At 73.4% G+C, this 20,354-nt stretch carries 19 protein-coding genes and 1 pseudogene; 4 read left to right on the top strand and 16 right to left on the bottom strand.

From position 1 onward, the window contains the following. Window positions 1-12 precede the first annotated feature (12 nt). The 10 genes from ACZ6IM_RS02215 to ACZ6IM_RS02260 all read right to left on the bottom strand — a co-directional run bounded on the left by ACZ6IM_RS02215 (window position 13) and on the right by ACZ6IM_RS02260 (window position 12,206). Window positions 13-1,347 carry a coiled-coil domain-containing protein gene (locus tag ACZ6IM_RS02215; protein WP_052838105.1) on the bottom strand — a complete coding sequence of 445 codons (1,335 nt, stop codon included), beginning with the start codon at window positions 1,345-1,347 and terminating at the stop codon, window positions 13-15. A 55-nt stretch (window positions 1,348-1,402) separates the two neighbouring features. Continuing rightward, window positions 1,403-2,449, bottom strand: coding sequence for a glutamate ABC transporter substrate-binding protein (locus ACZ6IM_RS02220; RefSeq protein WP_052838106.1), 1,047 nt, complete (start codon window positions 2,447-2,449; stop codon window positions 1,403-1,405). 92 nt (window positions 2,450-2,541) lie between these two features. Further along, the gene (locus tag ACZ6IM_RS02225; protein ID WP_052838107.1) at window positions 2,542-3,906 is read right to left on the bottom strand and encodes a hypothetical protein; all 1,365 of its coding nucleotides are present in this window, start codon (window positions 3,904-3,906) and stop codon (window positions 2,542-2,544) included. 190 nt (window positions 3,907-4,096) lie between these two features. After that, the gene (locus ACZ6IM_RS02230) at window positions 4,097-5,068 is read right to left on the bottom strand and encodes a BadF/BadG/BcrA/BcrD ATPase family protein (RefSeq protein ID WP_052838108.1); all 972 of its coding nucleotides are present in this window, start codon (window positions 5,066-5,068) and stop codon (window positions 4,097-4,099) included. Further along, window positions 5,059-6,324, bottom strand: a complete 1,266-nt coding sequence (locus ACZ6IM_RS02235) for a 6-phospho-beta-glucosidase (RefSeq protein WP_052838109.1) — start codon at window positions 6,322-6,324, stop codon at window positions 5,059-5,061. Before ACZ6IM_RS02235 ends, ACZ6IM_RS02230 begins: the two co-directional genes overlap by 10 nt. Before the next feature lie 7 nt (window positions 6,325-6,331). Further along, window positions 6,332-7,222: a carbohydrate ABC transporter permease gene (locus tag ACZ6IM_RS02240; RefSeq protein WP_052838110.1), complete on the bottom strand. Its 891-nt coding sequence runs from the start codon at window positions 7,220-7,222 to the stop codon at window positions 6,332-6,334. Continuing rightward, window positions 7,219-8,163: a carbohydrate ABC transporter permease gene (locus tag ACZ6IM_RS02245; RefSeq protein ID WP_469554240.1), complete on the bottom strand. Its 945-nt coding sequence runs from the start codon at window positions 8,161-8,163 to the stop codon at window positions 7,219-7,221. The genes ACZ6IM_RS02240 and ACZ6IM_RS02245 overlap by 4 nt, the downstream gene beginning before the upstream one ends. A gap of 17 nt (window positions 8,164-8,180) precedes the next feature. Beyond that, complete coding sequence (locus tag ACZ6IM_RS02250) at window positions 8,181-9,518, bottom strand: ABC transporter substrate-binding protein (RefSeq protein ID WP_052838112.1); 1,338 nt, start codon at window positions 9,516-9,518, stop codon at window positions 8,181-8,183. A 72-nt stretch (window positions 9,519-9,590) separates the two neighbouring features. Continuing rightward, complete coding sequence (locus tag ACZ6IM_RS02255; protein WP_052838113.1) at window positions 9,591-10,808, bottom strand: ROK family transcriptional regulator; 1,218 nt, start codon at window positions 10,806-10,808, stop codon at window positions 9,591-9,593. Between the two features lie 222 nt (window positions 10,809-11,030). Continuing rightward, window positions 11,031-12,206, bottom strand: coding sequence for a mechanosensitive ion channel family protein (locus tag ACZ6IM_RS02260; protein ID WP_469554242.1), 1,176 nt, complete (start codon window positions 12,204-12,206; stop codon window positions 11,031-11,033). Window positions 12,207-12,462: 256 nt separating this feature from the next. Here ACZ6IM_RS02260 and ACZ6IM_RS02265 point away from each other — a divergent pair, with 256 nt between their 5' ends. Next, the gene (locus tag ACZ6IM_RS02265; protein WP_030399972.1) at window positions 12,463-12,999 is read left to right on the top strand and encodes an HNH endonuclease; all 537 of its coding nucleotides are present in this window, start codon (window positions 12,463-12,465) and stop codon (window positions 12,997-12,999) included. A 38-nt stretch (window positions 13,000-13,037) separates the two neighbouring features. Here the strand turns inward: ACZ6IM_RS02265 and ACZ6IM_RS02270 are convergent. The 5 genes and pseudogenes from ACZ6IM_RS02270 to ACZ6IM_RS02290 all read right to left on the bottom strand — a co-directional run. Continuing rightward, window positions 13,038-13,277 (bottom strand): annotated as a pseudogene (locus ACZ6IM_RS02270) (Uma2 family endonuclease); the annotation flags it as partial. 11 nt (window positions 13,278-13,288) lie between these two features. Continuing rightward, window positions 13,289-13,954: a class I SAM-dependent methyltransferase gene (locus ACZ6IM_RS02275; RefSeq protein ID WP_469553885.1), complete on the bottom strand. Its 666-nt coding sequence runs from the start codon at window positions 13,952-13,954 to the stop codon at window positions 13,289-13,291. Next, the gene (locus ACZ6IM_RS02280) at window positions 13,951-15,312 is read right to left on the bottom strand and encodes an FtsX-like permease family protein (protein WP_469553887.1); all 1,362 of its coding nucleotides are present in this window, start codon (window positions 15,310-15,312) and stop codon (window positions 13,951-13,953) included. Before ACZ6IM_RS02280 ends, ACZ6IM_RS02275 begins: the two co-directional genes overlap by 4 nt. Continuing rightward, complete coding sequence (locus tag ACZ6IM_RS02285) at window positions 15,309-16,022, bottom strand: ABC transporter ATP-binding protein (RefSeq protein WP_469553888.1); 714 nt, start codon at window positions 16,020-16,022, stop codon at window positions 15,309-15,311. The genes ACZ6IM_RS02280 and ACZ6IM_RS02285 overlap by 4 nt, the downstream gene beginning before the upstream one ends. Beyond that, on the bottom strand, window positions 16,019-16,552 hold the full coding sequence (locus tag ACZ6IM_RS02290; RefSeq protein ID WP_052838117.1) for a PadR family transcriptional regulator: 534 nt from the start codon (window positions 16,550-16,552) through the stop codon (window positions 16,019-16,021). The genes ACZ6IM_RS02285 and ACZ6IM_RS02290 overlap by 4 nt, the downstream gene beginning before the upstream one ends. A 338-nt stretch (window positions 16,553-16,890) precedes the next feature. On the opposite strand from ACZ6IM_RS02290, the gene ACZ6IM_RS02295 reads away from it, so the two are divergent. From ACZ6IM_RS02295 to ACZ6IM_RS02305, 3 genes are all read left to right on the top strand, one after another. Next, window positions 16,891-17,196 (top strand): hypothetical protein, encoded by a 306-nt coding sequence (locus ACZ6IM_RS02295; protein ID WP_052838118.1) that lies wholly within the window; start codon window positions 16,891-16,893, stop codon window positions 17,194-17,196. 9 nt (window positions 17,197-17,205) lie between these two features. Continuing rightward, on the top strand, window positions 17,206-19,317 hold the full coding sequence (gene malQ / locus ACZ6IM_RS02300) for a 4-alpha-glucanotransferase (protein ID WP_052838119.1): 2,112 nt from the start codon (window positions 17,206-17,208) through the stop codon (window positions 19,315-19,317). An 85-nt stretch (window positions 19,318-19,402) separates the two neighbouring features. Then, window positions 19,403-19,690 (top strand): hypothetical protein, encoded by a 288-nt coding sequence (locus ACZ6IM_RS02305; RefSeq protein WP_052838120.1) that lies wholly within the window; start codon window positions 19,403-19,405, stop codon window positions 19,688-19,690. Between the two features lie 132 nt (window positions 19,691-19,822). Here ACZ6IM_RS02305 and ACZ6IM_RS02310 read toward each other — a convergent pair whose 3' ends face one another. Continuing rightward, window positions 19,823-20,341, bottom strand: coding sequence for a MarR family winged helix-turn-helix transcriptional regulator (locus ACZ6IM_RS02310; protein ID WP_052838121.1), 519 nt, complete (start codon window positions 20,339-20,341; stop codon window positions 19,823-19,825). Between the last annotated feature and the right edge of the window lie 13 nt (window positions 20,342-20,354).

The following is a 20,354-nucleotide window of genomic DNA, read 5'->3' on the forward strand; positions in this document are numbered from 1 at the left end:
CCCCCTCGTCCCTCATGCGCCGGGCCCCGTCCGGTCCATCGGTCCGCCCTGACCGGGCACGCGCCGTTCGGTGCCGAGCAGTTCGGCCGCCGCGTGCTGGTAGCGCAGCACGGCCTGTTCGGCGACGCGCAGGTCGCAGGGCGCGCTCCACAGCATGCGGCGCGCCCTCTCGTACTTCTCGGCCAGCTCGGGGTCCTCGGCGTGGCCCAGCCGGGCCATCTTCGCCTTGTACGCGTCGAGCCGGCCGCGCAGCTCGGCACGGACCGCGAGCGGCGCGGTGACCGCCGTCAACGACTCCCGGGCCCGCAGCAGTTCGTCCTCCGCCTTCTCCTCCAGGGACTCCAGGAGCGGCGACAGCCGGTGCCACTGGGCGTGCCTGCGGTACTCGGCGGCCGCCGCGAGCTGCTCCTGGAGCGCGATCGGCGGCCCGCCGACGACCGGCACCTCCGTCGCGGCGATCTTCGCCAGCACCTCGCCGCGCGCGGTACGGGCCTCGGCCAGCGTGCGGTCCGCGCGCGAGAGCACGTCCCGCAGCCGCACGATCCGCTGCTCGGCGTCCTGGCGCACGGCCAGCACCGCGTCGATCTCGCGGCGCACCTCCTCCAGGGCGCGCGCCTCCCGGTCGTACACCGTGGTGTCGGGACGGCCGCCGCCCGGTGCCGAACTGCCCTGGGAGGGCGTCCAGAAGGCCAGCGGGTCGGAGACCACCTGTTCCCGCAGCCGCGTCAGGGTGCGGGTGATCCGCTCCAGGTCGTCGCCGGCCGGGTGCTCGCCGGGGCGCACGCCCACGGAGTGGGCCAGCTTGCGGGTGCGCTGGAGCTCGGCGGCGAGTAGATCGATCCGCGCGGGCAGCGCCGACCACACCGCGTCGGCGGCGACCACCATGTCCAGGGAGGTCGCGTAGAGCTGGTTCATCCGGTCCACCAGCGTCACCAGCGAGTACCGCTCGCTGAGCCGGCCAGGGCCGCCGTTCGCGGTGGGCGCGTTGGCCGTGGCGGCGGCGCCGCCGGACACCGTGACGGCCTCGCCGCGCAGCAGTTCCGTCAGCTCCGCCAGGTCCTCGCGGCTGGACCAGCGGCGCCGGGAGCGGATCTCCCGGGCGGTGCGCAGCGCGCTCGTGTAGGCGTCGAAGTAGGTCCACAGCAGCGTGATCGACGCCTCCGCGGCACTCCAGCGCTCGGCGGTGACGCCGGTCAGCTCGGCGCCCTCCAGGAGTCTGCGCCCCGCGTGGTCCTGGAGGGCGAGGAGCGAGGTCTCGATCGCCTCGTGCTCCGCGCCGAGCCGCGCCAGCGCACGGTCCACCTCGTCCCGGTCCATCACCGGCCCGGTGGGTCCCGTGTCGCCCATCGATCACCTCTCGCCGTCGCGGACTTGCGTGTGCTCTGCCTTCGCCTGCGCCGCCTCAGCTCCTGCGCAGGTACCGCGGGGTCGGGGGCAGCGACTTCGCCGGGTCGTCCATGGTCTCCGACAGCCACTTCTCGTACGAGTGCTGCCACCCGTCGGCCCGGTCCGCGCGCCACTCCTCCAGGACCCGGTTGACCCGGCGTACCAGATCGTCGGCGTCCTTCTTCATCGCCACGCCGTAGTACTCGGTCGTGAAGTCGTCGCCCTTCAGCTCGACCGTCGGGTCCTGCGCGGCCTGGCTCGCGGCGAGGGCGCCGTCGGTGACCACCGCGTCCACCTCGCCGAGCTGGAGCCGCACCAGGCAGTCCAGTTGGTTGGGGACGGTGGTGCGCAGGTCGACGCCCTCGGCGAGGCTGCCGTCCTGCCGGCCCTGCTCCAGCGTGCTCAGCGCCGTCGAACCCGCCGCCGTGCAGATCTTCTTGCCGGCCAGCGTGCCGTCGTACCCCGTGATCTTCGAGGACTTGGGCGCCAGCACCTGCTGGCCGGTCCTGAAGTAGGGGGCGGAGAAGGCGACGTCCTCCAGCCGGTCGCAGTTGACGGTCATCGTGCGCACCACCATGTCGACCCGGCCGTCCTGGATCGCGGGGATGCGCTGGTCGGTGGGTATCGCCTTGAACTGCACCGCGTTCTCGTCGCCGAGAATGTCCTTCGCGATCCGGTGCGCCAGGTCGATGTCGAAGCCCTCCAGTTCGGCGTCGCCGCCGCTGTTCGGGTCGCGGTAGCCCCAGCGGTAGCTGTTCTGGTCGACGCCGACGATCAGCTTGCGCTTCTCGCCCTCGCGGGCGCGGATCGCGTCGATGGTGGGCCCGTCGTCCCCGGACGGGGCGAGGGTCTGCTTCTCCGGGTCCGTGCACTCCCTGGCGGCCCGCGCCTGGCTGCCGTGGGCGACGCCGTGGCCGTCGTCGTCCCCGCCGCCACCGCCCGTGCCGTGCCAGGGGACCATCGGCAGGAGCAGGGCCGCCAGCACGGCGAGGACGCAGGCGAAGGCCATCGCACCTACGCCGCCCCAGCCCTTCAGGCCGGTCCGCAACCGTCCCGCACGCATCCTCACGCCTCCTCTCACGGGTCCTGCCTCCACGGGCCTCGCGGGCTTCACGGGCACCCCTTCCCACCGGTCCGCCGGGTCCACACCCCGCCTCACCGGTACTCCGACAGCCTGCGGCCGATGCCTATGAGCGCGCCGGCCGCGCCCAGCGCGGCGAGCACGCCCGCGCCCTGGGGCAGGTAGCCCATGGCGTCCAGGCCGTCGCCCGCCGCCTGCTCGAACTCCGCCTTCTCGTGCTTCAGGGCGGTGGCGAGGGCCTCGTCGACGCCGTCGAAGCACTCCACCGTGGCGCCGTCGCCGCCGATCACCAGGTTCAGCGCCTGCTGGTAGTTGCCGTTCTCGTCCTGCGTACGGGCCGAGGTGTGGCGCTTCTTCCACTCCGCCATGTCGCCGTTCGCCGTGTCGACCGGCTGTTCGCCCGCCTTGTCGTCGGCGAGGCGCGCGGCCTCGGCCAGCGCCTTGCCGAGGCCGTCCATGTTCTTGCCGAAGGCCAGGTCGTAGGAGTCGTACGTCGTGTCGCCCACCTTGGTCGTCTCCGCGCCGCGGGAGACCAGGGTCAGGTTCTCGTTGCCCCTCGCCTTGAGGGAGGCGATGCGGGCCTCGTTCAGCGCGTTGAGGGAGCGCACGCCGTGCTCGTAGGAGTCGGTCAGGTTCGACCGCGCGACGCTGTGGCCGACGACCAGCCAGAGCAGCACCACCGTGGAGGCGGCGGTCGCGGCGACCAGGCCGTGGTTCAGGACGCGGTTGGTGCGCCGGTAGTTCCGGTGCTGGGCCCAGGCCAGCGTGGCGAGCAGGACGACGCCGAGGGCGATCGCCGCCCAGGGGTAGGGCTTGGCGTCGCCGTAGTCGGCGCCCAGCCGCTGGTTCTCCTTCTTGTAGAGGTCCTCCGCCGCCGGGAGCATCTCCTTCTGCATCTTCTCGTTGGCGTAGCGCAGATAGGCGCCGCCGACCGGGAAGCCCTGCCGGTTGTAGGTGCGGGCGCGCTCGACCAGGCCCTTGTACTCCGGCAGCAGGCGGTTGAGCTTCGCGATGGTCGCCGCCGCCGGTGACTTCGGCTCGGAGTTGGCGGCGGCCGTCACCAGTCCGTCGGCGGCCGTACGGATACCGTTGTCGTAGCGCGTGCGGGAGTCCTGCGTCTCCTGGCCGCCGGCCAGGAAGCCGCTGGAGGCCGCGGTGTTGGCCTCGGCCAGGGAGCGGTAGATGTCGGCCGCGGCGGAGCTGAGCGGCTGGCTGCGGGTCAGCACGTCGTCGGCCGCCGCGGCCCGCTCGTTCATCTGCCAGGCGGTGACGGTGCCGAAGGCGACGACGAGCACGGCGAGCACCGCGCCGATGATGCGCAGCCGCCCCGGCTCGGTGACCGCCGCCGCGCGCAGCCGGTCCACGCCCTCGGCGAAGGCGGTACGACGCGGCGCCGTGTCCGGCGGCGGTGGCGCGCTGATCTTCGGCGCTTGAGTCACTGCTGACCTCCCCCGTGGTCATCCGTCGCCGCAAGTATCGCTGTCCGCACCGACATTCGCACCGGCCTTCGCCCGATCTTGATGTGATCCCGGTGCAACGCACCACCCCTGCCCATGAATACGCCACGGGAACCGGTTCGGTTCCCCGTACCGGTTCCCGGTCGTCGTCACGGCGGGCGACGCGGACGGCTCAGGCGGCGAAGTGCTCCCGGACCCGCTCACGGGCCCCGGGCGCCGCACCCATGTGGTCGAGGCCCAGCAGCACCGCGCCCAGGACGGGCGGGGCCGTCACCACCCGGGGCACGGCCTTGGGGGCACGGGCCGCCAGCAGCTCCCGTATCCGCTCGTCGAGCCGCGGATGCCGGGCCGCCAGCACACTGCCGCCCAGCAGGACCGGCGCGGGTTCGGCCAGCAGGTCGAGGCGGGTCAGCGCGACGGTGGCCATGGCCACCACCTCGTCGGCCTGCCGGTCCACGACGGAGCGGGCGAGCGGGTCGCCGCCGGCCGCCGTGGCGAACAGCACCGGGGTCAGCTCGTGCCGCCGTACCGGCTCGATCCGCCGCAGGTGGAGGGCCTCGATGAGGGCGTACATCGAGTCGAGGCCGAAGTGGGCCGGCAGGGTGCGGGCCAGTTCCGTGGGCCCGCCCCGGCCGTCCTCCGCGCGTGCGGCGTGCCACAGCGCCTCCTCCGCCAGCCCCCAGCCGCCGCCCCAGTCGCCGGAGATGCGGCCGATGGCCGGGAAGCGGGCGGTGCGGCCGTCGGGGCGCATGCCGACGCAGTTGACGCCCGCCCCGCACACCACGGCGACCCCCAGCGGCTCGGCGACGCCCGCCCGCAGGATCGCGAACGTGTCGTTGCGCACCTCGACGCTCGTGCCCCACGCGCGCGCGTGCAGCGCGGCGGCCAGCTGCTCCTCCTCCACCGGCAGGTCGGCGTTGGCCAGGCACGCCGACACGTGGTCGACGGAGGTGACCCCGGCCGCCGCGAAGGCCCGGGCCACCGCGTCCGCCAAGGCGTCCACGGCCCGTTCGACGCCGACCGCGGGCGGCCGGAAGGCCCCGCCGCGGGCCGTGCCGAGGACCTTCCCGTCGGCCGCCACCACGGCCACGTCGGTCTTGCTGTTGCCCGCGTCGACGGCGAGGACGCTCCCGGTCAGGCCCACGCCAGGTGCTCCCGGTTGTGCGCGATCAGCCGGTCGGTGAGCTGCTCGGCGTACGCGTGCTGGCCGACGAGGGGGTGGGCGAGCAGCGCCCGGAAGACCCGGTCCCGGCCGCCGCGCAGGGCCGCGTCCAGGGCCAGGTCCTCGTACGCGGTCACGTGCGCCATGAGCCCCGCGTACAGCGGGTCCACCCGCGCCACCGGCAGCGGGGAGGCGCCCTTGCCGCCCACCGCCGCCGGCACCTCGATCACCGCGTCGTCGGGGAGGAAGGGCAGCGTGCCCCGGTTGCAGGTGTTCACCACCTGGTACGGCGAGCCCGCGCCGCCGAGCAGGGCGGCGGCGAGGTCGACGGCGGCCTCGGAGTAGTAGGCGCCACCGCGCTGGGCGAGCAGCGCGGGCTTCTCGTCCAGGGCCGGGTCGCCGTACATCCGAAGCAGCCGCCGTTCCATCTCCGCCACCTCGGCGGCCCGGGACGGCTTGGTGCGCAGCTCGTCCACGACCTCGTCGTGGGCGTAGTAGTAGCGCAGGTAGTAGGAGGGGACGACGCCCAGGCGGTCCAGCAGCGGCCGGGGCAGGCGCAGGTCGGCGGCGACCGTCTCCCCGTGCTCGGCCAGCAGCCGGGGCAGCACGTCCTCGCCCTCAGGACCGCCGAGCCGTACGCCGGTCTCCCAGGTGAGGTGGTTGAGTCCCACGTGGTCCAGGTGGACGTCGGCGGGTGCCACCCCGAGCAGCGCGGCGAACTTGCGCTGGAGCCCGATCGCCACGTTGCACAGCCCGACCGCGCGGTGCCCGGCCCGGAGCAGGGCGCGGGTGACGATGCCGACCGGGTTGGTGAAGTCGATGATCCAGGCGTCCGGGTTGGCCCGGCGCACCCGCTCGGCGATGTCGAGCACCACCGGCACCGTGCGCAGCGCCTTGGCGAGGCCGCCCGCGCCGGTCGTCTCCTGGCCGACGCAGCCGCACTCCAGCGGCCAGGTCTCGTCCTGCTGCCTGGCGGCCTGGCCGCCGACGCGCAGCTGGAGCAGGACCGCGTCGGCGCCGTCGACGGCCGCGTCCAGGTCGGAGGTGGTGACCACGCGGCCGTCGTGCCCCTGCTTGGCGAAGATGCGTCGGGCGAGGCCGCCCACCAGCTCCAGCCGGTCCGCCGCCGGGTCGACGAGGACCAGCTCCTCGACGGGCAGCGTGTCCCGCAACCGGGCGAAGCCGTCGATCAGTTCGGGCGTGTAGGTCGAACCGCCGCCGACCACGGTGAGTTTCATGCAGACATCAACCCTTTACTCCAGTCAGCGTGACACCCTCGACGAACGCCTTCTGCGCGAAGAAGAACACGAGGATCACGGGCGCCATGACCAGCACGGTCGCGGCCATGGTGAGGTTCCAGTCGGTGTGGTGGGCGCCCTTGAAGGACTCCAGGCCGTAGGAGAGCGTCCAGGCGCCGGGATTCTCGGAGGCGTAGATCTGCGGGCCGAAGTAGTCGTTCCAGGCGTAGAAGAACTGGAAGAGTGCCACGGCAGCGATACCCGGCCTGGCCATCGGCAGGACGACCTTCAGCAGCGTGCGCAGCTCCCCGCAGCCGTCGACCTTCGCCGCGTCCAGGTACTCGTCCGGGATGGTCAGCAGGAACTGGCGCAGCAGGAAGATGGAGAAGGCGTCACCGAAGGCCATCGGCACGATCAGCGGCCACAGTGTGCCGGACAGGTCCAGCTGCTTCGCCCAGAACAGGTACATCGGGATGACGATCACCTGCGGGGGCAGCATCATCATCGAGATCACCAGCATCAGGGACAGGTGCCGGCCCCGGAAGCGGAACTTGGCCAGCGCGTACGCCACCGGGACCGACGACGCCACGGTCAGCACGGTGCCGAGCCCCGCGTACAGCAGCGTGTTCTTCCACCAGGTGAGGAAGCCGGGCGTGTCCAGGACCGCGCGGTAGTTGCCCCACTCCCAGGTGTGCGGCCACAGGTCGCGGGTGAGCGCCTGCTGGTCGCTCATCAGCGAGGTGAGCACCACGAAGACGAACGGCAGCGCGAAGAAGAGGGCGGCGGCCACGCCGAGGGAGTGGACGGCGATCCAGTGCAGCAGGACGCGCCGGCGGGCGGTGCGTTCCCCGGTGGGCGGGGTGCCGGCCACCACGGGCTGGTCCAGTACCTGGGTCATCGGTCACCTGCCTGGAGGAGCCCGCCCCGGCGGCGCATCAGCAGCGCCGTGAACGCCATGGCCAGCGCGAACAGCACGAGCGCGACCACACAGGCGGAGCCGTAGTCGAAGCGCTGGAAGCCGAGGTTGTAGACGAGCTGGGGGAGGGTGAGGGTGGACTTGTCGGGATAGCCGGGCTCGAAGGACTGGCCGGAGCCGCCGATGATCCCGGAGGCGACCTTCCCGGCGACCAGCGGCTGCGTGTAGTACTGCATGGTCTGGATCACGCCCGTGACCACGGCGAACAGCACGATCGGCGAGATGTTCGGCAGTGTCACGAACCGGAAGCGCTGCCAGGCCGACGCCCCGTCCAGCTCGGCCGCCTCGTACTGCTCCCTCGGCACGTCGAGCAGCGCGGCCATGAAGATGACCATCAGGTCGCCCACGCCCCACACCGCGAGCGCGGTGAGCGCCGGCTTGGACCAGGCGGCGTCCGTGAACCAGCCGGGCGCCGGTACACCGAGGCCCTCCAGGACCGAGTTGACCGGCCCCGTACCGGGGTTGAGGAGGAAGACGAAGGCGAGTGTCGCGGCGACGGGCGGGGCGAGGTAGGGCAGGTAGAAGAGGGTGCGGAAGACACCGGCCCCCGTCTTGATCTTCGTGATCAGCAGCCCGGTCCCTAGCCCGAACACCACCCGGCAGGTCACCATCACCAGGACCAGCCAGAGGGTGTTGCGCAGTGCGGGCCAGAACAGGGGGTAGTCCTGGAAGACGTACACCCAGTTGTCCAGGCCCCGGAACTCGGGGACGCCGAAGCCGTCGTACTTCATCAGCGAGAAGTACACGGTGGACACCAGGGGATAGGCGAAGAAGACGCCGAACCCGACGAGCCACGGTGACATGAAGGCCAGCGTCCGAAGCGCCGAGGACCGGCGCTTGGCGCGGAGGGTGTTCGCGGTCATGGACGTGGTCATGTGCGCTACTTCGCCTGAGCGATGTCGCGGTCGATCTGCGCGGCGGTCTTCTCCAGGCCCGCCTTGAGGTCCTTCACCTTGCCCGACTCGTACTGGTAGCCGAAGTCCTGGAGGGTCAGCTGGTACGTGGCGCCGTTGACGGAGGCCGGCGGGGAGTTCGACTCGGGGTGCTGGGCGATGTCCAGGAAGGTCTTGAACGCCGGGTCGGTCTTCAGGCCGGGCGACTTGAGGGCCGGGAAGGTGGAGGGCACGTTGCGGATGGCGTTGGCGAAGGCGACGACGGCCTCGGTGTCGGTCGTCATGTACTTCACCAGCTCCCAGGCGGCGTTCTGCTTCCTGCTCTGCGGGGCGATGCCCATGACGGTGCCGGACAGGAAGCCCTTGCCGTACTCGGCCACCTCGTCGTCGGCGACGGGCATCGGCGCGGTGCCGATCTCGAAGCCGACGCCCGCGTCCTTCGCCATGCCGAGCCGCCACTCGCCGTCCAGCTGCATGGCGACCTGGCCGGTCTGGAAGGGGTGCTTGGCGCCCCACTCGTCACCGAAGGTGTTGCGGTACCTCTCCAGTTTCCCGAAGCCGCCGAGGTCGTCGACGAGCTTCTTCTGGTACGTGAACATCTCGGCGAACGCCGGGTCCTCGGCGACGCTGGACTTGCCGTCCTCGTCGAAGTAGGCGTGGTCCCACTGGGACATGTAGTGATCGACGACGGTCTCGTAGCCGTGGTAGTTCGGCATGAAGCCGAGCTGCTCGTACCCGTCGCCCTTGGGCTTCGTCAGCTTCTTCGCCACCTGGGCGAACTGCGACCAGGTCTTCGGCGGGGCCTTGATCCCGGCTGCCTCGAAGGCGTCCTTGTTGTAGTAGAGGCCGTAGGCGTCGCCGAGCAGCGGCAGGGCGCAGCGGGTCCCCTCGAACTGGGTGTAGTCCAGCATCGGCTTCGGGATGAGCGCGTCCAGGTCGAGCTTCGACTTCTCGATGAAGGGCTTCAGGTCGAGGAAGGCGCCCGAGGAGCAGAATTTGCCGATGTTGGAGGTGGTGAACGAGGACACCACGTCGGGGCCGCTCGAACCGCCCGCGCGCAGGGCCTGGTTGAGCTTGTCGTCGTTGATGTTGCCGACGACCTTCACCTTGATGTTGGGGTGCGCCTTCTGGAAGCGGTCCACGTTGGCCTGTACGGCCTTCACCTCGGCGGGCGCGCTCCAGCCGTGCCAGAAGGTGATGGTCGTCTCGGCGTCGGGGTCGTCGGAGGCACCGGCGTCGGACTGGCCGGTGCAGGCGGTGGCGAGCAGGGCGAGGGAGGCGGAGGCGGCGATCGCGAGGGCCGCTTTTCTGGATATTCCGGGCATGGCGAAGCTCCCAGGGACAGGGCGGGGCAGGGACGGGTGGTGCGGGGGTGGGACCGGTGCGGTGGCGCGGGGTCAGCGCGAGGTGTCGAAGACCTCGTCGCGGGTGGTCGCGAGCGCGCTCTCCAGGGCGCCGCGCAGGACGGGGTCCTCGGTCACGTCACCGACGGCGAGCCGGGGCCGGGAGGCGGCCAGTTCCTCCAGCTCGTCGCGGACCAGGTCGCGCAGCGCCTCGCCGCCCGCGGTGAGGGAGGTGCCGCTCAGGACCACCAGCTCGGGGTCGAGCACCGAGACGAGGGAGGCGAGGCCGGTGGCCAGCCGGGTGGCGTAGGTCTGGAGCAGCCGGCGCCGCGGGACGTCGTCGGGGCCGGCCTGTGCGGCGCGGGCGACCAGGGCGCCGGCGGCCTCGGTGTACGGCCCCGGGGGCACGTCGGCGACGCCCAGCTCCCGGGCCAGTGCCGGCAGCGCCTGGGAACCGGCCAGCTCCTGGAAGCCGCCGCTGCCGGTGCGGCTGACCTTGCGGACCAGCGGGGCGCCCGGCACCGGCAGGAACCCGACCTCGCCGGCGCCGCCGGTCCAGCCGCGGTGCAGCCGGCCGCCGAGGACCAGGGCGGCGCCCAGGCCCTCCTGGTTCCACAGCAGGACGAAGTCCTCGTGCCCCCGGGCGGCGCCGAGGCGCTGCTCGGCCACGGCGGCGAGGTTCACGTCGTTCTCGTACTCGACCGGCATCGGCAGGGCGGCGGCGAGTTCCTCCAGGAGGGCGGGGGAGTGCCAGCCGGGCAGGTGGGAGGCGTAGCGCAGCCGGCCGGTGCCGGGGTCGAAGGCACCCGGGGTGCCGATGACCAGCCGGTGCACGTCGCTCCGGTCCAGCCCGGCCGCCTTCACCGCGCCGTCGAGGGCGTCGGTGACCTGCTGGACGACGGGGGCGGCGGGGTGCCGGCCGGGGGTGGGCAGCTCGTGCCGGCCGACCGTGCGCCCGGTGACGTCGGCGACCGCGGCCAGGACGCGGCCCGGGGTGACGTCGATCCCGGCGGCGTACGCGGCGGCCGGGTTGACCTCGTAGAGCTGGGCGCCGGGCCCCGGGCGCCCCTCGGTCGTACCCCCCGCCAGGACCAGCCCCGCCGCCTCCAGGCGGGCCAGCAGCTGCGAGGCGGTCGGCTTCGACAGGCCGGTCAGCTTGCCGATCCGGGTCCGGGACAGCGGCCCGTGCTCCAGCAGGAGGTCGAGCGCGGCCCGGTCGTTCATGGCGCGCAGGACGCGCGGGGTGCCCGGCGTGCCGGCGGTTCCTGCCATGCGTGTCCACACCTGCCTCTCGACCGCTCAGCCTTTCAGGGCGCGGTGCGGGAAGTCCACCGCGCGGATCACGGGAAACGGCCCGTAGGAACGCCTGGAAGGCGTCTGTTAGGAAAGTTTCCTGTTGGCTGGAGAACGTAGGCCCGCCGCACGGAGCCGTCAAGAGACCGCCCCCGAGGCAACGCAGTCGTTACCTCGGGGGCGGGAAGAGCGCGGGACGGGCTACTTGCTGGTGCTGGGCGGCGGAATGGGCGACGCTGCCATGGACTGCGGCGACGCGCTGCTCGCGTACGCCGACGGCGCCGCGACGCCCGCCGTCGGGTCGGCGGCGGCCGGGGCTCCCTCCATCGGGACGGTGGCACCGCCGACGATCGCGATGCCGGCCGCGTCGAAGGCCCGCTTGATGCGCCAGCGCAGCTCACGCTCGACGGTGAGGGACTTGCCGGGCATGGTCTTCGCGGAGACCCGCACCACCATCGAGTCGAGCAGTACGGAGTCCAGGCCGAGCGTCTCGATCGGCCCCCAGAGCATCTCGTTCCAGGGCTCCTCCTTGCTCATCCGCTCGCCGACCGCGGTGAGCGTCTCCTTCACCTTGTCCAGGTCCTCGTCGGAGCGGACGGTCACGTCGACCCCGGCCGTGGACCAGCCCTGGGAGAGGTTGCCGATGCGCTTGACCTCGCCGTTGCGGACGTACCAGATCTCGCCGTCGACGCCGCGCAGCTTGGTCACCCGCAGCCCGACCTCTATGACCTCGCCGGAGGCCACGCCCGCGTCGATGCTGTCGCCGACGCCGTACTGGTCCTCCAGGATCATGAAGACGCCGGACAGGAAGTCGGTGACCAGATTGCGGGCGCCGAAGCCGATCGCGACGCCGGCGACACCGGCGGAGGCCAGCAGCGGGGCCAGGTTGATCTGGAAGGTGCCGAGCACCATCAGTGCGGCGGTGCCGAGGATGAGGAAGCTGGCCACCGAGCGCAGGACGGACCCGATCGCCTCCGACCGCTGCCGGCGCCGCTCGGCGTTGACCAGCAGCCCGCTCAGCGCGGTACCGCCGGACCCCCCGCTCCTGCGGTTCATCCGGTCTATCAGCTTGGTGATCGCCCGCCGCACCACCGCGCGCAGCACCACCGCGATCACCACGATCAGCAGCACCCGCAGCCCGATCGCGAGCCACGTCGACCAGTTCTCCTCGACCCAGCCCGCGGCGTTGGTCGCGCTCTCGTGGGCCTCCCTCAGCGAGGGCACGGTCGGGGCCGTCGGAGACGGCGACGGCGAGGGCGACGCGGACGACGCAGACGACGAACCGGCGGCCGGCAGGACGGCGGCGGACAGGGACACGGCGGAAACCTCCAGGTGCGGCGGCCCGTCCTGCGCGGTCCGGTCCGAGGTCCGGTCCAAGGTCACGGAAAGGTCACCGGACGGGCAGATGCACCACACTAACGGGGCACCGGACGCGGTTCGGCCCGAAACGGGCGGGGGAGACACTGCTCACCCGCGCTTGAACTGGTCACGCCCGGGAGTACGGGCCCCGTGTGGTCGAAAACACTCCCAGCCCGTTACCGGGACATGGTGGCGCTACGACCAGGCATGAGGGGAGACTGAACCAGATCGTCCCGGCGCGAGCCACGTGCCGCCGACGCCCAAGGAGGCACCCGTGCCGCATGTCCTGGTCCTCAACGCGTCGTACGAGCCACTCGGCGTCGTACCGCTCCGCCGCGCGCTCGTCCTCGTCCTGGAGAACAAGGCCGTGTGCCTCGAGGAGTCCGGCGCCTATCTGCACAGCGCGACCGTCACCGTGCCCGCACCCAGCGTGGTCCGGCTCAAGCGATTCGTGCGGGTGCCCTACCGTGGCCCCGTCCCGCTCACCCGCCGTGCCCTCTTCGCCCGCGACGGAGGCCGCTGCATGTACTGCGGCGCCGTCGCCACCAGCGTCGACCACGTCGTCCCGCGCAGCCGCGGGGGTCTGCACGCGTGGGACAACGTGGTGGCGTCCTGCCGCCGCTGCAACCACGTCAAGGCCGACCGCCACCTGGTCGAGCTGGGCTGGCGCCTGCGCCACAAACCGGCCCCGCCCACCGGCCTGGCCTGGCGCATCATCGGCACCGGCCACCGGGACCCGCGCTGGCTGCCGTACTTGCAGCCGTACGGCGCGGAGGACGCCATGGCCCGGATCGACGGCATCTCCGCCTGACGCTCCGGGCCTGCGCCTGCGCCTGCTCCCGCTCCGGGTCAGCGCACCCAGTTCTTCAGCGGCCCGGTGTCGAGGACGATCCCGACCGGCTCGGGCAGCGCGGCCTCCTTGCCGAAGGGCAGCGTCTGCACGGTCTCGTACCGTCCCCCGTCCGGGCGGCTGTGCACCTTGACCTCGCAGGTGTCCCGTTCGATGAGCAGGTACACGGGGATGCCCGTCTCCGCGTAGGCCCTGGGCATGTCGACACGGTCACGCCGGTCGGTGTCCGAGTCGGCGGAGATCCGGCCGGTCAGGGGCGGCGCCAGGTGAGTGTGTAGCGCCAGAACAGACGACGGCGCAGCCGGGCGCCCGGCAGCACCGTGCGGGCCGCTTCGGCGATGGCGGTGAAGGGCATGCCGGCCGGTCGGGTCCGGGCGGTCATCGAGGTGGGTGGGGCGGAACGCCGGCCCCGGTTCCGGAGCCACCCGACGGCGGCGTTCGGGACGACGGCGGCGGCGGACAGCAGGTGGTCCGTGACGGTCAGCGGCCGGTAGAGGCCGACGACGACCAGGGTGCCGCCGGGGGCCAGGTGCCGGCGGAAGGCGTCGAGGGCCTCGGTGAACGGCAGGTGGTGGAGGGTGGCGACGCAGGTGATGACGTCGTGGGGTCCGGCGGGAAGTTCCGCCGGGGCGTCCGCGACGCCGAAGGCCGCGGCCGTCCCCTTGGGGGTCAGCAGGCGCGCCCGCGAGGTGATCACGGGGTCGGAGTCCACGCCGTGGACCTCGTCGGCCCGGGTGGCGAGCAGACGGACCAGGTCACCGGCGCCGGAACCGACGTCCAGCGCGCTGCCGAACCGGTTGGGGAGCTGTCGCAGGATCCAGCGGTGGTAGTGGGCGTTGTGGTCCCAGGGATGAGCGGCGTTGAAACGGTCGAGCGCCCCGAGGAGCCGCCGCGGCAGTGGCGTCGTGCGCTTCACGCGTACCGCAGCTCCCCGGGCCGTACCGATCGGCCCAGCAGGGGCAGGGACGCCGCCGCCGACAGGAGGCAGGCCGCGTGTACGGCGGGGGCGACCAGGAGGGCCGTCCACGGGAGCGAGCCGTCGCTGGTGCGGGCGGAGTACCAGACGCCGATGCCCATGCCTCCGGCGCCGGCCAGCAGCAGGGCGGGGGCCAGGGGGAGGGCGGTCTCCAGGAGGAGGGCGCGGTTCAGGACCGTGCGGGGCACGCCGGCGGCGACCTGGGCGGCCAGCGTCCGGCGGCGGGTGACCAGGGACTCGGCGGTGCCCACGGCGAGGCCGGACAGGGCGATCGCCAGGGCGACGAGGACGGCCGCGCCGGTCAGGTCCAGGCCGGTGGTGTAGTACCCCATGTCGGCGGCGCGGTGCTCCGGACCGGCGGCGAGCAGGTCGGTGAGCAGCGCGTCCCGGACGCACAGGAAGGCCGTACCGGCGATCGTCACCAGCAGGACGGCGGCGTGGGTGCGGGCCGGGGCCCACGGGTCGTCGCGCAGCCGTTCCGCCGCGATGAGCGGCGCCGCCGTACGGGCCCGCGCGGCGAGCAGGCTGCCCGTGAGCCGGGCCGTGGCACCGGCCAGCCACACCACACCCGCGCCCAGCGCGACCACCAGGCAGAAGACGGCCAACGGCGGCTGCCAGGCGAACCGGTTGCCCGCCACGTGGCCTCGGTTCAGGGCGAGCGGCGCCACCGCGACCAGCACCACCAGCCCGGTCAGGAACAGCAGACCCGGTCCGCGCCCCGTCCGCTGTCCCGCCCGGCGCACCCGGCCCAGCGGCGAGGCCACCACCCGGCGCAGCGCCAGCGCACCGGCCGCCGCGCCCAGCACCGGCACGCCGGCCGCGACGAGCGCGAAGCCCACCCAGGTCACCGGGGTCGGGCCGCTCCACAGGCGCAGCACGAAGAGGGTGGTGAAGACGGTCGCCACCGCCGAGCCCAGCAGACACGCCAGTCCGGTCTCCAGCGCGGCGATCCTGCGCACCTGCCACGGGGCCGCTCCGGCCAGCCGCAGCCCGGCCAGGCGCCGGTCGCGGTGCACGGCGCCGATCCGGGCGCACTGGCCGAGGAAGGCCAGGACCGGCACCAGCAACAGCAGCAGGCCGCTGATCACCCCGCCGCGGGTGCCGGTTCCGGTCAGCAGGCCGTGGAAGTGGGAGACGGTGTAGCCGTCCGGGACCGACGCGAGGGTGACCGCCGCCAGCGCGAAGCCGGTCGCCAGGGCCGCGCCCGCCGCCGTCAGGGCGATCCGCCACCACTCCCGCCGGTCGGAGCCCCGCACCAGTTCCCGGGCCAGCCGCAGGTCGGAGGTCATCGTGCTCATGCCGTCACCTCCAGCGGGGACACCGCGCCGTCCCGCAGCCGGACCTCGCGGTCCGCGTAGGCGGCGACCTGTGCGTCGTGCGTGACCAGCAGCACCGCGGTGCCCGACTCGCGGGCCGTGTGCGCCAGCGCCGTCATCACCTGCTCGGTCGCCAGCGAGTCCAGCGCGCCGGTCGGCTCGTCCGCGAACACCGCCTTCGGCCCGGTGACCAGCGCGCGGGCCAGCGCCACCCGCTGCGCCTGCCCACCGCTCAGCTCGCCCGGCCGCAGCTCCTCCTGCCCGCGCACCCCGAACTTCTCCAGCCACTCCCCGGCCCGCACCCGGGCCTCGGCGCGGGCGGTGCCGGCCAGCAGCAGCGGCAGCGCCACGTTGTCCAGCGCCGTCAGCTCCGGGATCAGCTGACCGAACTGGAAGACCACGCCGAAGTCGGTGCGGCGCAGCTCGCTCAGCCGCTTCTCCGGCAGCTCCTCCAGCCGCAGGCCGCCGTAGGCCACCGAACCGGCGTCCGGCCGGACGATCCCGGCCAGGCAGTGCAGCAGCGTCGACTTCCCGCTGCCGCTGGTGCCGGTGACGGCGAGGATCTCCCCGGCCCGCAGGTCGAGGGAGGCGCCGCGCAGGGCCTCGGTCCTGCCGTGTGCCTTCACCAGTTCGCGGGCGGTGAGCAGCGGCGCCGTCGTCGTCGGGCGCGTGTCCGTGTCCCCGTGCGTCATGCCGTGCGGACCTCCGTGGTCAGGGTGGTGAGCCGGGCCGCCGTGGTGGTCATCCAACGGAGGTCGGCGTCGAGGTGGTTGAGGGCGTAGTCGGCCGAGAGCACGGTCGTCAGGTCCGTGCCCGGGGCGGTCTTGAGCCCCGTGAGTTCCCGCATCCGGGCCATGTGGGCGGCGCGCTGGGCCAGCAGATAGGCGCCCGCGTCGCCGCCGGTGAGGATCGACACGACGACCTTGGCGAAGATCTCGTTCGTCACGAAGGGCGCCGGCGGTGCGATCTCGCCCGCCCACCGCGCCAGTTCGCGCGTCCCCTCGTCCGTGGCGCGGTACGCGGTCCGCTCCGGGCCGCCCTCCGACGCGGTGCCGTCGACCTCGGCGAGCCCGTCCCGGACCAGGCGCTGGAGGGTCGTGTAGACCTGGCCGTACGCCAGCGGGCGGGCCTGGGGGAAGCGTTCGTCGTGGCGTCGCTTGAGGTCGTAGCCGTGGCTCGGCCCCGCAGCGAGCAGACCCAGGAGGAGGTGACGGGTGCTCATGGGGAACCAGTATTCACCGAGTACATGTACTGAGTGAATAGCTGAGCGGGATCCGTCGGGGCGAGCGTGCCCAGGTGACCGGTTTGGGCGATCCGCGCGCGGGTTAGGTGATTTTTTGGCCGGATCTGTATGCGTTCGGGAGGGGAGGGTGTGACCAGGAGCACGTTGTTGGTGTCGGGGCGTCTGTCCTCGCGCGGACTGGGTAGGGGCTGCCGTAACCCGCCACAAGCGTGCTCGACACCACGCCCGAACCCGAGCTTGCTCCAGAGCCCGACCCGAAGCCTCATCCAGAGCTTGATCCACCGTCCGACCCAGAGCCTGAACCAAAGGAGACCCCCGTGGCTGCACTGGCACCCCTTCTGCTGCCGGCCCCCTCCAAACCCGTGGCGGAGCCGTCCACTCCCTGGGCGGAGCCCTCCGCCGCCTCCGAGACCCCGCACTACTGCGTCTTCGGCGCCACCGGCAGCTGCGCCGAGACCCCGCTGACCAGCGAACCGCCGCTGCCCGACGCCGAACCCCTCACCAGCGAGTCGCCGTTCGCCGACGCCGTACCGCTGACCAGCGAGTCCTCGCCCGAACTCACGGCCGACGTGCCGGAGCAGGGCGGCCCCTCCTTCGCCGTCCCGGAACCCACGAGGTCGTAGAGGAAGCAGATGCCCGCAGACCGGCCGGCCGAGCCCCCCGCCGAGGACCTTCCCGAGGATCTGACCAGGCTCGCCGCCCTGCACGGCGTCGCCACCTCCTACCGCCCCTCCCCGGACCGCACCGTCCCGGCCTCGGCCACCGCCGTCACCCTCGCGCTGGCCGCCCTCGGCGTGGACGCGAGCACCTCCGGGGCCGTACGGGCCGCGCTCGCCGCCCGCGAGAGCGAGCTGCGCGAACGGCTGCTGCCGCCCACCGTCGTCCGCTGGGACGGCGGCGGCACCCCCGCCGCGCTGGCCGCCCTGCCCGCGGGCACCCGACTGCGCGTCGACACCGAGCAGGGCGAGCGCCGCGACGGCGCCGGACCGCTCCCGCCCGGCGTCCACCGGCTGACCGCCACCGCGCCCGACGGCCGGACCGCCGAGGCCCACCTGATCGTCGCGCCCGCCCGGCTGCCCACCCCCGACGCCCGCTGCCACGGACTCCTCGTCCAGCTCTACTCCCTGCTCTCCCGCCGCTCCTGGGGCATGGGCGACCTGGGCGACCTGGGCGAGCTGGCCGCCTGGGCCGGACGCTCCCTCGGCGCCGGATTCGTCCAGGTCAACCCGTTGCACGCGGCCGTACCCGGCGCCCCCACCGACCCCTCCCCGTACCGGCCGTCCTCGCGCCGCTTCCCCGACCCGGTGCACCTGCGGATCGAGGACGTGCCCGAGTTCGCCCACGTCACCGACCCCGAGCGCGCCCGGGTCCTGCGGGAACGGGCCGGGCGGCTGCGCGAGGGCGTCCTGGACAAGGGCGCCCTGATCGACCGGGACGCCGTGTGGGAGCTGAAGCGCGAGGCCCTCGAACTGCTCCACGAGGTCCCCCTCGGCCCCGGCCGCCGCGCCGCCTACTGCGACTACCTCGCCGAACAGGGCACTGCCCTGGAGGACCACGCCACCTGGTGCGCCCTCGCCGAGGTCCACGGCTCCGACTGGCACCGCTGGCCCGAGGGCCTGCGCGACCCCCGCTCGGCCGAGACCGACCGCGCGCGCGGCGAGCTGATGGACCGCGTCCACTTCCACTCCCGGCTCACCTGGCTCACCGACACCCAGCTCACCGCCGCCCAGCTCACCGCCCGCGAGGCGGGCATGCCGGTCGGCATCGTCCACGACCTCGCCGTCGGCGTGCACCCGCGCGGCGCCGACTCCTGGGCCCAGCAGGAGTACTTCGCCGCCGGGATGTCGGTGGGCGCGCCACCGGACGCCTTCAACTCCCGCGGCCAGGACTGGGGTCTGCCGCCCTGGCGCCCGGACCGCCTGGCCGAGTCCGGGTACGCGCCCTTCCGGGAGCTGCTGCGCGGTCTCTTCCGGCACGCGGGGGCCCTGCGCGTCGACCACGTCATGGGCCTGTTCCGGCTCTGGTGGGTGCCCGAGGGCCACCCGCCCACCGAGGGCGCGTACGTCCACTACGACGCCGAGGCCATGCTCGCCGTCCTCGTCCTGGAGGCGGGCCGGGCCGGTGCCGTCGTCATCGGCGAGGACCTCGGCACCGTGGAGCCCGGGGTGCGCGAGGCGCTGCGCGAGCGCGGGGTGCTGGGCACCTCGGTGCTGTGGTTCGAACGGGACTGGACCGGCGACGGCCGCCCCCTGCCGCCCGAGCGGTGGCGCTCCGACTGCCTGGCCACCGCCACCACCCACGACCTGCCGTCCACCGCCGCCCGCCTCACCGGCGAACACGTCGAACTCCGCCACCGGCTCGGCCTGCTCACCCGCCCGCTGGAGGAGGAACGCGCCGAGGCCGCCGCGGACACCGCTCAGTGGCTCGACGTCCTGGCCCGGCTCGGGCTGCTGAGCGGCACCGGCGGCGACAGCGGAACGCCCGCCGAGGAGGCGGAGATCCAGGCCGTGCACCGCTTCCTGCTGCGCACCCCCGCCCGCATGGTCGGCATCTGGCTCCCGGACGCCGTCGGCGACCGCCGCCCGCAGAACCTGCCCGGCACCTGGGACCAGTACCCGAACTGGCGGCTGCCCGTCGCCGACGCCGAGGGCCGCCCGGTGACGCTGGAGGACCTGGCCGCCTCGCCCCGCCTGCACGCCCTGATCGACGTCGTACGGGAAGGCGGCACCGTCCGGGACGGCTGAGCGGGGCGGCCGCGCCGGGCGCCCGCGGGCCCCGTACGGGCACCCCGGGCGCGCGGTCGCCCGGACCGTTCGCTAACTTTGCACCGTGGACAAGAAGAACGCCCTGCGCGCCGGCGCCCTGGCAGCCGGTACGACGCTGATGATGCTGCTCATGTCGTCCCCCGCGCTCGCGCTGACGCGCGACGACGGCGACGACCCCGGCACCGGCCTGAGCGTCGTCGAGACGCTGGGTCTCTACGTCCTGGCCCCGCTCGCGCTGTTCGCGGTCATCGCGGGCCTGGTCATGGTCCTGGACCGGTCCCACCCGGACCACCGGGTGTCGACTCCCGGCACCAGGACCAAGGCCAAGGCCAAGGTCGGCGCGAAGGCCTGACCCGACGTCCGGCCTCCCGCACACGCTTCACCGAGGGCGCCGCCCCCACCGCACGTACGCGCGTCAGCCGTACGCGGACGGGGACGGCGCCCTCGGGCGTTTCCCGGGTTTCCCGCGCTTTCGCGGGCCGCCCTACTGCTCCGTGCCGGCGAGGAGGTCCCGCAGCAGGTCGGCCAGCTGACCCGCCCGTTCGGCGTCGAGGGAGGCCAGCGCCTCGGTCTGGGCGTCGAGACCCGCGCCGACCGCCTCGTCGATCAGCTCCAGACCCCGTTCGGTGAGCGTGACCTGCAGTCCCCGGCGGTCGTGCGGGTCGGGGGAGCGGCGCAGCAGTCCCGCCCGTTCCAGCTTGTCCAGCCGGCCGGTCATGCCGCCGGTGGTGAGCATCAGCGTGGCCGAGAGCTGCCGGGGGGAGAGCGTGTAGGGCTCGCCGGAGCGGCGCAGGGTGGCCAGGGCGTCGAACTCCCCGCGCGAGATGCCGAAGCGGGCGTACGCCCGCTCCATCCGGTCGCCCATCGCGCGCGCCAGCCGGAAGACCCGGCCGAACACCTCCATGCCGGCCGTGTCCAGGTCGGGCCGGACCGCGGCCCACTGGTCGATGATCACGTCGACGGGGTCCTTGCGGGGTTCGGGCCGGGGGGGACTTTCAGTCATGGGACGAGTATCG

Source organism: Streptomyces sp. NPDC042336 (genome assembly GCF_055581985.1).

Coding starts and splice junctions, on each gene's coding strand:
- ACZ6IM_RS02215 (WP_052838105.1), bottom strand. CDS start 1,347: ATGGGCGACACGGGACCCACCGGGCCGGTGATGGACCGGGACGAGGTG.
- ACZ6IM_RS02220 (WP_052838106.1), bottom strand. CDS start 2,449: ATGCGTGCGGGACGGTTGCGGACCGGCCTGAAGGGCTGGGGCGGCGTA.
- ACZ6IM_RS02235 (WP_052838109.1), bottom strand. CDS start 6,324: ATGAAACTCACCGTGGTCGGCGGCGGTTCGACCTACACGCCCGAACTG.
- ACZ6IM_RS02240 (WP_052838110.1), bottom strand. CDS start 7,222: ATGACCCAGGTACTGGACCAGCCCGTGGTGGCCGGCACCCCGCCCACC.
- ACZ6IM_RS02245 (WP_469554240.1), bottom strand. CDS start 8,163: ATGACCGCGAACACCCTCCGCGCCAAGCGCCGGTCCTCGGCGCTTCGG.
- ACZ6IM_RS02250 (WP_052838112.1), bottom strand. CDS start 9,518: ATGCCCGGAATATCCAGAAAAGCGGCCCTCGCGATCGCCGCCTCCGCC.
- ACZ6IM_RS02255 (WP_052838113.1), bottom strand. CDS start 10,808: ATGGCAGGAACCGCCGGCACGCCGGGCACCCCGCGCGTCCTGCGCGCC.
- ACZ6IM_RS02280 (WP_469553887.1), bottom strand. CDS start 15,312: ATGAGCACGATGACCTCCGACCTGCGGCTGGCCCGGGAACTGGTGCGG.
- ACZ6IM_RS02285 (WP_469553888.1), bottom strand. CDS start 16,022: ATGACGCACGGGGACACGGACACGCGCCCGACGACGACGGCGCCGCTG.
- ACZ6IM_RS02290 (WP_052838117.1), bottom strand. CDS start 16,552: ATGAGCACCCGTCACCTCCTCCTGGGTCTGCTCGCTGCGGGGCCGAGC.
- malQ (WP_052838119.1), top strand. CDS start 17,206: ATGCCCGCAGACCGGCCGGCCGAGCCCCCCGCCGAGGACCTTCCCGAG.
- ACZ6IM_RS02310 (WP_052838121.1), bottom strand. CDS start 20,341: ATGACTGAAAGTCCCCCCCGGCCCGAACCCCGCAAGGACCCCGTCGAC.